The sequence below is a fragment of the Paenibacillus turpanensis genome (assembly GCF_011421635.1).
GTDB classification, from domain to species: domain Bacteria; phylum Bacillota; class Bacilli; order Paenibacillales; family YIM-B00363; genus Paenibacillus_AK; species Paenibacillus_AK turpanensis.
Map to the genome: position 1 here is coordinate 169,618 of NZ_WTLI01000009.1, position 12,723 is coordinate 182,340.

The window sequence follows — 12,723 nt, forward strand, 5'->3', positions numbered from 1 at the left end:
GCGGAAGCATACCACCATAGCTCGCTCTTTCCATTATGCGTCCATAGGCACGTTTTCGTTGACGTCCGCCTCGTAATCGACTCCGCTTAAGTGGAAGCCGAAGAGCCGGAAAAATTCTTCGCGATAGCCTTCGATATCGGAGATCGCAGCTAAATTTTCCGTCGACACTTGAGGCCACAGCTTGGCGACAGCTTCTTGAATATCGCCCCGCATTTCAAGGTTGTCCACACGGATGCGTCCCTTCTCGTCGAGCTGAGGACCGCCGTCTGTGTACAAGTATCCGGCGAACAGGCGGTACATTTGCTCAATTGTTCCTTCGTGTACGCCCTGCTCCTTCATGATCTTATAGAGCAGCGAAATGTATAAAGGCACAATTGGAATCGCAGAGCTCGCCTGTGTCACCAGCGCTTTGTTCACCGAAACGTAAGCACGTCCTCCGGACGCGTGAAGACGGTCGTGAAGGCGATGCGCCGTAGCCTCCAAATGCTCCTTCGCCCGTCCGATCGTTCCTTCACGGTAAATGGCATGGGTAACTTCCGGTCCAATATAGGAGTAGGCCACGGTGGTGGCGCCTTCTGCTAGAACACCCTCACGCTGCAGCGTGTCGATCCACATTTCCCAATCCTCGCCGCCCATTACAGTGACCGTGTTTTGGATCTCTTCTTCGCTAGCCGGCTCGATCGTCACATCGGACACTTCACCGCTGTGGAAGTTAACCGTTTTGTTGGTATACGGCGCTCCAATCGGCTTCAGTACCGAATTAAACGTTTCTCCGCTTACCGGGTGTGTGCGGCGTGGGGAAGCAAGGCTGTATACCACCAGGTCGACTTGTCCAAAATGCTCGCGCACAGCGTCCACCGTTTGCTGCTTGATTTCGTTTGAGAATGCGTCGCCGTTAATGCTCTTGGCAAAATAACCGGCTTCGCGTGCAGCCTGCTCGAATGCAGCCGAGTTATACCAGCCCGCTGTCGCCGTCCGGCCGTTTTCCGCCGGGCGTTCGAAGAAGAGGCCGATGGTACCGGCTCCCATGCCGAAGGTGGCGGCAATGCGGGAAGCAAGCCCGAAGCCTTGGGAAGCCCCGATGACCAGGACGCGTTTCGGTCCGTTGATCGCAGGCTGGCTTTTTACATATTCAATTTGCTCCTGCACGTGCTTCGCGCAGCCAACGGGATGCGCCGTTGTGCAAATAAATCCTCGTGTTTTCGGCTTGATAACCATACTCACGTTCCTTTCGGCTTTGAATAGGCACTATTTTCCTTTGACTGTTCCTTATTCTACTCTAAGTGCTGTGGTCAAGCCAAGCCAAAAAAATGATTTACAGCAATTAACCATTGTATTAATATGGGATTTATTTTTCTTTTGTGGAGAGGACGTAATCATTTGAAATTTAGAGAGTTTCATCCGAACGTAAGAATTCGGTTTATGATGAATTTTTTAAGCTCGCTCGCGTTTAATCTTGTTATTCCATTTATGACCGTCTACTTGGCGCAAAAAATGAATCCTGCCCTCGCTGGTCTTGGTGTAGGGGCAGGCGTCGTGATCGGGCTTGTAGCCGGGCTGTACAGCGGTTATATTGCCGACCGAATCGGGCGCAAGAAGGTAATGCTGATGGCCGAAGGGGTATGGCTTGCCGCTTTTGCGCTGATGGCCTGCATCAATTCGCCGTGGGCGGATCAGCCATACGTGACGCTCGCGCTCGTCGCGGTTGTGAGCGCCTGCTGGAGCCTATATGAGCCGGCAGCCAGCGCGATGCTGCTTGATGTGACGACCCCGGAGTCACGGAAGTTTATGTACAGCTTTTTTTATTGGTGCAACAATTTAGCGATTGCTCTCGGCGGAGCAGTGGGCGCATTGTTTTTCGGTGAATATTTATTTGTGCTTCTGCTTGTTTTGACCGCCAGCGGACTGATTCAATTTATTGTCACTTACTTTTTTATCGAAGAAACGAAGGTCGGGAACAAGGAAGGCTTCGATGCAGGGGAGGCCCGAAAACAAACGGCTGCCGCTGCTGCAGCGGGCGGTCTTCGTTCGATTTTGGTTCATTACAGAGAGGTTTGGAAGGATAAGCTGTTCGTGCTTTACATTACCGCAAGCATGCTCATCGTATCGATGGAGTTTCATTTGACGGGTTATGTTGGGGTGCGTCTTGCAGGAGAGATGTCGAATACAACACTGCTGAACGGGTTTGGCCAGCACTGGACGGTAGACGGCTACCAAATGCTGGGCATGCTGCGCACAGAAAATACGGTGCTGGTTGTTCTGCTGTCGTTCCTCACTCCTGTGATTATGAAGCGCTTTAAGGATCGGAATGTGCTCTATATCGGGTTTCTAATTTACATCACCGGATTTACATATATCGCCTTCGGCAATTCCCCGCTTGCGCTATTGATCTTTATGCTGCTGGCCACGCTCGGCGAGGTTATGTATGTTCCGGTTAAGCAGGCCTACATGGCGAACATTATTCCGGACCATGCGCGCAGCTCGTACATGTTTGTCAACGGACTGACTTACAAGGGAGCGACGCTGATCAGCGCACTTGGCGTATCCGCCGGCGGATGGCTGCCGCCATCGATCATGGCGGCAGCGATTGGATGCATCGGCTTCGGCGGGCTGCTGCTGTTCCGCTTTATAATGCCTGCGCTTGAGCGGCGCTCTGCGCAAACTCCTGCTTAATTTTCTCCAGCAATCCCGGAGCGGTCATCGCGTCATACGCGGTGGCCGCTAATGTTTTGGCGCCAAGCAGCATGCCCTCAAAGGCGCGGTCCTTCATGGCGAGATCGCGGAATTCGGTCGTGTGCAGCTGATGCTTTTCATCCACAACTTTAATGTATGGATGGATAGCGGGACAGCGGACGGATACGTTGCCGAGGTCGAGAGAGCCATGGTCTTGGCCGGTTTGCACCTCTCGCTCATCAATACCGTGCTCCTTCAGGTTGGCGGTAAAAAGCTCCGAAAGCGTTTCGTTGGTGCGGAGCTCGTCGTAGGAATACTCGTAATTGGATACGGAAAGCTTGCAGCCCGTTTGCAGCGCGGCTCCCTCGGCGCAGCGGATCAGCTTCGCCGCCAGCTCGTCGGTGTACGGACGCGTCGCGGAACGCACATAGAATTGTGCTACGGCGTAGTCCGGGATAATGTTCGGCGCTTTGCCGCCCTCGGCGATGATGCCGTGAATGCGCGCGTCGCTGCGCGTTTGCTGGCGCAGCGCGTTCACTGCGTTGAACAGCTGGATGACGGCATCCAGCGCATTGATGCCTTCGTGCGGACTGGCGGCTGCGTGTGCCGTTTTGCCGGTGAATTCAAACTGCAGCGCGTCCATCGCGAGCGAAGCGCCCGACTTCTCATAGGCATAGTACGGATGCGCCATTAGCGCAAAGTCGCAGTCGTCGAACAAGCCTTCGGCCGCCATCGTTACTTTGGCGCCGCGCGTTTCTTCGGCCGGGGTACCGTAGACGCGGATAATCCCGCCCGGTCCGCCGTTTTCCATCGCCGCCTTCAAACCGAAGGCCGCGCCGATGCCCATCGTACAGATCAGATGATGGCCGCAGGCATGGCCAATGTCCGGCAGGGCGTCATACTCGCAGAGAAATGCCGCAATCGGCCCCGGCTTGCCGCTGTCGTATTCTGCGATAAATGCAGTAGCAAGCCCGAGTACGTTACGCTGGACGGTAAAGCCTGCTTCCTCGAGCGCCTCGGTCAGCTTCGCGCATGCTTTAAATTCTTCGTTTCCAAGCTCCGGATTTTCCCCAATATAAGTAGATATTCCGGTCAGCTGCTCTGCCCGACGTTCAATTTCGTTATAAATCAATTGTTTCGTATCCATCGTGAAAAGTCTCCTTTTTCGGCGCTTGTTTTACGTTCACTACCGAATATTGTATAATAGCCGGAGCGAAAAATTAAGCTTTGCTTAAGGTAAGCTCGGACAAACTCTGTTATAGTGATGAAGATCGAACTCAAAGGGAGGATTTAATACGAATGACAACTAATAACGAAAATACACGTCCGGAGGACGAGCAGGTGCGGGATCAGAACGATCAGCAGCGCGAAGAGGTGCACCAAGCCGTTTCCGAAGCGGACGTCCGCAATACACAAGAACAACCGGCGCAGGCGCGTCCGCCGGGAAGCAAATGGCCGTGGATCTCGCTTGCTGTCGTTGCCGTTTGCGCAGCGGTAGTATTCGTTTCGTTTGGCAAGCCCGGTACGAGCGCGGCGGTTGCTACCGTTAACGGGGAAAATATTACACAGCAGCAGCTTTATGATGCAATGGTGAAGCAGGGCGGCGAGCAAACGCTGGATGCTCTCATTACTGAAGCGCTGGTTAACCAGCAGGTAAAGAAAAACAACATTACCGTTACGGATGAAGAAGTCAATGCGGAAATTGAAGAAATTAAGAAGAATTTCCCGACAGAAGAAGAGTTCAACATGATTTTGGAGCAAAACAATCTTACGATGGACTCGCTAAAGGTCGAAATGAAAAAGCAGGTTTCCCTGAACAAGCTGCTTGAGCCTCAGGTGACCGTAACAGAAGAGGATATGAAGATTTATTACGACAGCAACAAGCCTCTCTTTGTAAAGCCGGAGCAGGTTCGCGCTTCTCACATTTTGCTCAAAACAAAGGAAGAGGCGGAAGTGGTGCTGAAGCAGCTTCAGGAAGGCGCAGATTTCGCAACGGTGGCGAAAGAAAAATCGCAGGATCCGGGTTCGGGAGCTAGAGGCGGGGATTTGAGCTACTTCGGGCGCGGAGATATGGTTGAACCGTTTGAAAATGCTGCTTTTGCGCTGAATGTTGGCGAGATGAGCGGGATTGTAGAGTCCCAGCATGGCTTCCATATTATTAAGCTGACGGACAAGAAAGCGGCGGAAAACCCGACGTTTGAGGAGAAAAAGGAAGAGATCAAGAAGCAGCTTATGCAGCAGAAGACGGCCGAGCTTTATCCGGATTGGCTGCAAAAGCTGAAAACCGACTCGAAAATCGAAAACTTTTTAAACAATAAACCGGATACAGCTGCATAAGCTAGTACCGTGAAAACAAGCAGCGCCGTGCGCTTTTGGGAACCAGCCCGAGAGCGTGCGGTGTTTCTTTTTGCAGAACGTTTGGAGTATAATGAGAATTGCCATTTTTTAACCGGAGGTTGGTTCGGATGTCATTTAAGGACCAAAGCAAAATCGCACAAGAAACGCTGCAGCAAAGAATCGAAACCGTCCGGGAGCTCGGGGAAAGCGATTGGGAGGCCTATTCGCTGGCCAAAGACACGGAGACGGGCGAGCACTATATTCATTATGCATACATACATCGCGACATTGCGAGAGGCGTCGAGCAGGAATCGTTCCACTATTTGCTGCCTGTGGATTCGGACGAGGTGCTTGCCGTTCTTTTTGAAGGGAAGCAGTATTTGTATCCGCAGGCATGGCAAAAGCCTTTTTTACGTAACGGACCCGACGGGTTTTATGTGTGGTACGACCCGACCGGAGAGGGCGGAGACAAGGATGAGCAGCTCGGACAGGCGATGCGGGACATGCTGCTAAAATTCAAGCAATCGGGCAAAACGGACGAGACGGATGTAAAAAGGCTGCTGAATGATATCGAGCGGCTGTACAAGGAGGAAGACTAATGAACGCGGAAACGATGGAGCTGTTTCGCACGATAACGGAAATGCCGGCGGCGCCGGGCTTTGAAAGAGGGCTGAGACGGTTTGTCCGCGCAGAGCTGGAAAAGGTATCGGATGAGATCGTACAGGACCGAATGGGCGGCGTATTTGGGGTGCGCAGAGGCGATGAGAAGGGCCCGGTCGTCATGGTCGCGGGTCACCTGGACGAAGTCGGATTTATGATTACGAGCATCACGGATAAAGGAATGCTCAAGTTTGTGCCGCTTGGAGGGTGGTGGAGCCAGGTTCTGCTCGCTCAGCGTGTACAGGTGGTTACGGATCAAGGCGTGCTGATGGGCGTCATCGGCTCGACCCCGCCGCATCTGCTGGACGAAGCGTCCCGCAGCAAGCCGATGGACATTGGGCATATGTACATCGATATCGGCGTGGAGGACCGCGAGGAGGCGGAAGAGCTGGGCGTGCGCCCGGGCATTTCGGCGGTGCCGGTTTGTCCGTTTACGCCGATGGCCGGCGGCAAGAAGATTATGGCGAAGGCGTGGGACAATCGCTATGGCGTCGGCCTTGCGATTGAGCTGCTTCGCGAGGTGCACGGCAAGCCGCTGCCGAACGTGCTGTATTCGGGCGCGACGGTGCAGGAGGAGGTTGGCCTGCGCGGGGCCGAGACAGCGTCCCGGCTTATTATGCCGGATATTTTTTACGGGCTGGATGCGAGTCCTGCGAACGACATGAGCGGCGATAAAAATGCCTTCGGCCAGCTCGGCCGCGGCGCACTGCTGCGGATTTTTGACCGGACGATGATTACGAATTCCGGTATGGTGGAATTTGTGCGCGATACCGCTGAAACGCATAAGATTAAGTACCAGTATTATGTGGCCCCGGGCGGAGGAACCGACGCCGGACGTGTGCATTTGAACGGGATCGGCGTGCCTTCGACGGTCATTGGCATATGTGCGCGATACATTCACTCCGCGGCGTCGATTATTCATATCGACGACTACGCAGCGGCGAAGGAGCTGCTGGTGAAGCTTGTCCAGTCCACGGACCGTACAGCGGTGCAGACGATTATCGGGGATTAAAGTTGGATACATTCCAACGTAAAGCACTATGGAACGGCATCGAGTCAGTTAGGACGACAATGATACTTTAATACATGATGGGCACGGTACAAACGTGACCCGTACTAAGGTAACGAACTACAGGAGATTGTGAATGATGGAAGAATTAGAGCCAAAGAGACCCGGGCAATCCTACAGCATGATGACGGATGTTGTGTTTCCCGAAGATACGAACTATCATGGCACGGCATTTGGCGGTATGATTATGCGCTGCATGGACAAAATTGCGACTGTCGCCGCTATGCGGCATGCCGCAGGGGGCGTGGTCACCGCATCCGCCGGGCCGATTGAATTTTATAAGCCGCTGCGGGCGGGGCAGGCTATTGAGCTTACATCGAAGGTAGTGTGGAGCAGTAAAAGCTCGATGGAGATCGATGTGCGCGTCACTGGCGAGGATTTTGAAAGCGGGGAGCGTTTTCCGACGGCAAGCGGCGTTTTTATTTTTGTCGCCGTTGACCATGAAGGAAAGCCGCGTGCAGTCGCCCCGATTAAGGCGGAAACCGACGAGGAGCGTCGTCGTTTCGAAGAGGCACAGGTCCGATATTTGGAGCGCAAAGCGAAAAAGTAGTCGGATGAGCTTGCTTGCTTTGTCAATGACTCGGGTAATGGGGTAATCCTAAGTGGTCGGATTAAGAGGGTTCCACGTTCGTCGACGATAGCAGCATAATATATGGGGAGTTACGAGCGGGCGGTGACTGTGAACTGCCTTCGGTAAATGGGGTGTAGTCAAAGTTGTACACCGCCTTCTACACGTGGAGGTAGCATAAGCTGTACACTGCCTTCTACACGTGGAGGTAGCATAAGCTGTACACTGCCTTCGACACTGGGGAGTAGCATAAGTTATACGCTGACTTCGACATATGGGTTGTAGCTGTATCCGACATTAGCCGCTTGAAAAATGGGTGCTGTTACTCCGGCAATGGAGTATCGGCAGCCGACAACAACCGATCGCCACGAGATAATACAAATAATTTGTTTAACATTTCTGTTCCCGCACGTTTCTCACTTGTGTTATACAAATAATTTGGATTAAAAGGCGCTGACAACGTATGAATCAGGCTCTGAGAGCAAAACAATACAAATTATTTGTATAAACTGATGCGTAATCTGTATTTTATGAAAAACAATACAAATCATTTGTATTAGCGGATGCCTAATCTGTACTTAATAGGAATTAATACAAATCATTTGTATTTGTGGCGGATCAACAAAAACACAGGTGCTTGTGTCCAATATCGAACCAATGGAAGCGGCACTTTTGAATGCAAAAGTAACAAGCACATAAAAGCCGACACTTATCGTGATGAATAAGCGTCGGCTTTTTGCGTTTTTATATGGATTATCTATGTTGCACTAACAAATAATCGCTAATGAATGTTTGCAGCCGGAGATTTTTTTACGCTAACACTAGCGATATCCGGTTGTCTTTTTCAACTTTTTCAAGATTTCAAACTGTGAGTGGCAAATTTCTATGTTTATCCGCTTACTAAACTTGAGTAACAATAAAAAAATGAGTATACTATACATAGAGCAAAAGGTAACACATATGACAAAAGGCAAGTCCAACGCTAACGGCAAGCTAAATGTCAAATGGTAGGCCCACCGCAATGGCAAATGGAATGCTAAATGCTAGGCCCATGGCTAATGGCAAGTCCAACGCAGTGGCAAGCTAAATGCCAAATGGTAGGCCCACCGCAATGGCAAATGGAATGCTAAATGCTAGGCCCATGGCTAATGGCAAGTCCAACGCAGTGGCAAGCTAAATGCCAAATGGTAGGCCCACCGCAATGGCAAATGGAATGCTAAATGCTAGGCCCATGGCTAATGGCAAGTCCAAGGCAATGGCAAGCTAAATGACAAAAGGCAAGTCCAACGCCAACGGCAAGCTAAATGCCGAAAGATAATCAAAAGCTAATGTAAAACAAACGCTCATGGTAAGACTTTTTACGAAAAGGCAAATTCAAACACGATGGGGTGGCCAACATGGAAATTGGAATCAGCACATTTTTGGAGGCAACGACGGATCCGGTGACCGGTAAAGCATTCAACCACGCGGAAAGGCTGCGCAACGCGGTGGAGGAAATCGTCCTTGCCGATCAAGTCGGCTTGGACGTGTATGGGATCGGCGAGCATCACCGCGCCGATTATGCGGGCAGTGCGCCTGCGGTCGTGCTGGCTGCGGCAGCTCCAATGACAAAAAACATCAGACTCACAAGCGCCGTTACCGTACTTTCTTCCGATGACCCGGTCCGGGTGTATCAAGCCTTTTCCACCTTGGACGGATTATCGAACGGACGCGCGGAAATTATGGCGGGCCGCGGCTCCTTCATTGAATCGTTCCCGCTGTTCGGTTACAGCTTAAACGACTACGATGAGCTGTTTGAGGAGAAGCTTGAGCTGCTGCTTAAAATTAGAGCTTCAGAAAAGGTAAGCTGGCAAGGCGGACATCGCCCGGCGATTAACAATCTCGGCGTGTATCCGCGTGCCGTGCAGGATCCGCTGCCGGTATGGATCGCAAGCGGCGGTAATCCGGAATCCGCGGTCCGCGCGGGGATGCTGGGGCTGCCGATTGCTTTTGCCATCATAGGCGGAATGCCGGAAAACTTTGCACCGCTCGTATCTTTATATAAAGAGGCGGCTGCTCGGGCTGGACATGACCCCGAAAAGCTGCAAATTGCGACGCATTCGCATGGTTTTGTGGCGGATACGACGGAGCAGGCTGCCGATCTCTTTTTCCCGCCGACCCAGGCGCAAATGAATGTGATCGGCCGGGAGCGGGGCTGGAGCTCTTATACTCGAGCTACCTTTGACGCCGCACGTACACTGCGGGGAGCTCTTTATGTCGGGGACCCTGAGTTCGTTGCAGAAAAGATCATCCTGCTGCGCAAAAATTTGGGAGTAACCCGTTTTTTCCTGCATCTGAACGTCGGTACTATGCCGCATAAAGAAGTGCTCCATGCGATCGAACTGCTGGGCACGAAGGTGGCGCCGATCGTGAGGAATGAGTTAGCAAAGAGTGAATCCACACCAAATAAATAACCCTCAACAATACAACGCGAGCCCAACAGACGGGCTCGTATTTTTTTACCCTTTCTTTTCCCTTCTGTGACAGGCTTTTCTTTATTATTAACCATTGTTCAACTAATGCAGTTATAAACCTCCTGCTTTTTCCGTACATTAAGGCATAGCAAGCCTACGGAACAGGAGTTGATATGATTTGAACGAGCCTCGTGGAGGATCGCAGCAAGCGATCCAAATGACAGAACGACTCGGCGCCAAAAACTACCATCCGCTTCCCATTGTCATTTCCAAAGCGGAGGGCGTTTGGGTAGAGGCCCCTGAAGGCAATCGCTACATGGATATGCTGAGCGGGTACTCCGCGCTTAACCAGGGGCACCGTCATCCGAAGATCATTCAGGCGCTGAAGGAGCAAGCGGATCAGGTCACGCTGACATCGCGAGCCTTTTACAACGAGCCGCTGGCTCATTTTTACGAGCGTCTGACGAGAATTACCGGCAAGCAGATGGTGCTCCCGATGAATACCGGTGCGGAAGCAGTGGAAACCGCCATTAAGGCGGCAAGGCGCTGGGCGTACCGGAAAAAGGGTGTTCCCGACGGTGAGGCGGAAATCATCGTTTGCGAAGGCAATTTTCACGGAAGAACGATCACGGTGACGTCTTTTTCATCCTCGCCGGAGTACAAAGACGGCTTTGGCCCATTTACGCCCGGCTTCAAGATCATCCCTTACGGTGATGCGGCCGCGCTGCGTGAAGCCATTACCGACAAAACGGCGGCTTTTCTCGTTGAGCCGATTCAAGGGGAAGCGGGAATCGTCATTCCTCCCGACGGCTACTTAAAGCAATGCGCGGAGCTTTGCCGCGAGCACAACGTGCTTCTGCTGGCCGACGAGATTCAGACCGGCTTTGGCCGTACAGGCAAGACGTTCGCCTGCGACTGGGATGATGTCGTGCCGGACATGTACATCCTTGGCAAAGCGCTGGGCGGCGGCGTGCTTCCGGTATCGGCAGTCGCTGCCGACGAACCGGTGCTGGGGGTATTTGAGCCGGGCTCGCACGGCTCCACCTTCGGGGGCAATCCGCTGGCAGCAGCCGTCGCATCGGCGTCGCTCGATGTTATGGAGGAGGAGCGGCTGCCCGAGCGTTCGCTTAGACTTGGAACGTTTATGCTGGAGCAGCTCCGCGAAATCAAGCATCCGGATATTAAAAACATCCGCGGTAAAGGTTTATTTATCGGCATCGAGCTGCATGGCATGGCCCGCCCGGTTTGCGAAAAGCTCAAGGCTGCCGGCTTGCTCTGCAAAGAAACGCATAAGCATGTGATCCGTCTGGCGCCTCCGCTTGTCATCTCGGAAAACGACCTAGAATGGGCCATTCAAACGATTCGCACCGTATTTGGAAAGGAGAATGCTTAATGATTCCGTATCGTCCAGAGCCATTTACGAATTTTAAAGATGCTGCAGAGGAGGAAGCGTTCCGAACGCAGCTGCAAAAAGCGGCACAATCGCTCGGTCAGGAGTATCCGTTAGTGATCGATGGAAAACGAGTGATGACCGACGAGAAGATCGTCTCTCGTAACCCGTCCCGCAAAGCGGAGGTGATCGGCTACAGCGCCAAGGCAACCCAGCAGCATGCCGAGGAGGCGATGCAGTCTGCCTACCGCGTGCTGCAGTCGTGGGCGCGGACTTCGTCCCGCGAGCGGGCCGGCGTCCTGTTTAAGGCCGCTGCCATCTTGCGCAGAAGAAAGCATGAGTTCAGCGCGTGGCTTGTACTCGAGGCTGGGAAATCGCGGGCGGAAGCCGATGCGGACACCGCGGAAGCGATCGACTTTATGGAGTATTACGCTCGTCAAATGATCGAAATGGACGAAACGAGCGCCAAGAAGCTCGTTTCCATCCCGGGAGAGGACAATGACCTGCGTTATATCCCGCTCGGGGTCGGGGTAGTGATCCCGCCATGGAATTTCCCGCTGGCGATCATGGTCGGCATGACCACGGCTTCGATCGTGGCCGGAAATACGGTGGTGCTTAAGCCAGCCAGCACGACGCCGGTTATCGCCTACAAGTTCTACGAAATCCTTGAGGACGCAGGCATGCCTGCCGGTGTCGTGCAGCTCATTCCGGGCAGCGGAGCGGAAATCGGCGATTTCCTGGTGGAGCATAAGCTGACCCGGTATGTGGCCTTTACAGGATCGCGTGAGGTTGGGCTGCGAATCTTTGAGCTGGCCTCTAAAACCTCCAGCGGTCAGCTGTGGCTGAAGCGTTTTATTGGCGAGCTCGGCGGTAAAGATTCGATCGTCGTTGACCGCGATGCCGATCTTGAAGCAGCGGCGCGAGGGATCGTTGTCAGCGCCTTTAATTTCTCCGGGCAAAAATGCTCGGCCTGCTCGCGTGCCATCATTGTTGATGAGGTTTACGATCAAGTGCTGGAACGAGTTGTGGAGCTGACAAAAGCATTAACCGTCGGGGATGCTTCCGATCCGCGTTTCGACACGGGACCGGTGATCGATGAGCATGCTTATCAGCGGATTTTGCAATATATCGAAACCGGAAAAGGCGAGGGCCGGCTCATGTGCGGCGGCGGTCCGGGCAGTGAAGAAGGCTACTTCATCCTGCCGACGATTTTTGCCGATGTATCGCCGGATGCGGTCATCATGAAAGAAGAAATATTCGGGCCGGTGCTGGGCTTTACGCGGGCGCGCGATTTTAAGCATGCGCTGGAAATCGCTAACAATACGGAATACGGCTTGACCGGAGCCGTGTACAGCCGCAACCGCAGCCATTTGGAGCTTGCCCGTTCCGAATTTCATGTTGGGAACCTGTATTTTAACCGGAAGTGCACCGGCGCAATTGTCGGCGTGCATCCGTTCGGAGGCTTTAATATGTCGGGCACGGATTCTAAAGCGGGAGGCCCGGACTACCTGCTTCAATTTACACAGCCGAAGCTGGTATCCGAGCAGCTGTAGCGGTTAGGAGCTGCCTATGT

General features: G+C 52.9%; 10 protein-coding genes. 8 read left to right on the plus strand and 2 right to left on the minus strand.

The window, feature by feature from the left end:
- Nucleotides 1–33 precede the first annotated feature (33 nt).
- Nucleotides 34–1,218 carry an enoyl-ACP reductase FabV gene (gene fabV / locus GQS10_RS10415; RefSeq protein ID WP_166241860.1) on the minus strand — a complete coding sequence of 395 codons (1,185 nt, stop codon included), beginning with the start codon at nucleotides 1,216–1,218 and terminating at the stop codon, nucleotides 34–36.
- A 204-nt stretch (nucleotides 1,219–1,422) separates the two neighbouring features.
- Between fabV and GQS10_RS10420 the strand changes: the two genes are divergently transcribed.
- Nucleotides 1,423–2,673, plus strand: a complete 1,251-nt coding sequence (locus tag GQS10_RS10420) for an MFS transporter (RefSeq protein ID WP_166241760.1) — start codon at nucleotides 1,423–1,425, stop codon at nucleotides 2,671–2,673.
- Here the strand turns inward: GQS10_RS10420 and GQS10_RS10425 are convergent.
- Nucleotides 2,627–3,820: a M20 family metallopeptidase gene (locus GQS10_RS10425; RefSeq protein ID WP_166241762.1), complete on the minus strand. Its 1,194-nt coding sequence runs from the start codon at nucleotides 3,818–3,820 to the stop codon at nucleotides 2,627–2,629. The genes GQS10_RS10420 and GQS10_RS10425 overlap by 47 nt on opposite strands.
- A gap of 152 nt (nucleotides 3,821–3,972) precedes the next feature.
- Between GQS10_RS10425 and GQS10_RS10430 the strand changes: the two genes are divergently transcribed.
- From GQS10_RS10430 to pruA, 7 genes are all read left to right on the plus strand, one after another.
- A complete protein-coding gene (locus GQS10_RS10430; protein WP_166241763.1) occupies nucleotides 3,973–5,010 on the plus strand; it encodes a peptidylprolyl isomerase in 1,038 nt (345 codons plus the stop codon).
- A gap of 128 nt (nucleotides 5,011–5,138) precedes the next feature.
- Entirely contained in the window at nucleotides 5,139–5,609 is a 471-nt protein-coding gene (locus GQS10_RS10435) for a hypothetical protein (protein WP_166241765.1), read from the plus strand.
- Nucleotides 5,609–6,682 (plus strand): M42 family metallopeptidase, encoded by a 1,074-nt coding sequence (locus tag GQS10_RS10440; protein WP_166241767.1) that lies wholly within the window; start codon nucleotides 5,609–5,611, stop codon nucleotides 6,680–6,682. The genes GQS10_RS10435 and GQS10_RS10440 overlap by 1 nt, the downstream gene beginning before the upstream one ends.
- 136 nt (nucleotides 6,683–6,818) lie before the next feature.
- Entirely contained in the window at nucleotides 6,819–7,289 is a 471-nt protein-coding gene (locus GQS10_RS10445; RefSeq protein WP_166241769.1) for an acyl-CoA thioesterase, read from the plus strand.
- Nucleotides 7,290–8,704: 1,415 nt separating this feature from the next.
- Nucleotides 8,705–9,760: an LLM class flavin-dependent oxidoreductase gene (locus tag GQS10_RS10450; RefSeq protein WP_166241771.1), complete on the plus strand. Its 1,056-nt coding sequence runs from the start codon at nucleotides 8,705–8,707 to the stop codon at nucleotides 9,758–9,760.
- Nucleotides 9,761–9,938: 178 nt separating this feature from the next.
- Nucleotides 9,939–11,153: an ornithine--oxo-acid transaminase gene (locus GQS10_RS10455; protein WP_279537972.1), complete on the plus strand. Its 1,215-nt coding sequence runs from the start codon at nucleotides 9,939–9,941 to the stop codon at nucleotides 11,151–11,153.
- Nucleotides 11,153–12,703: an L-glutamate gamma-semialdehyde dehydrogenase gene (gene pruA / locus GQS10_RS10460; RefSeq protein ID WP_166241773.1), complete on the plus strand. Its 1,551-nt coding sequence runs from the start codon at nucleotides 11,153–11,155 to the stop codon at nucleotides 12,701–12,703. Before GQS10_RS10455 ends, pruA begins: the two co-directional genes overlap by 1 nt.
- Nucleotides 12,704–12,723: the final 20 nt, after the last annotated feature.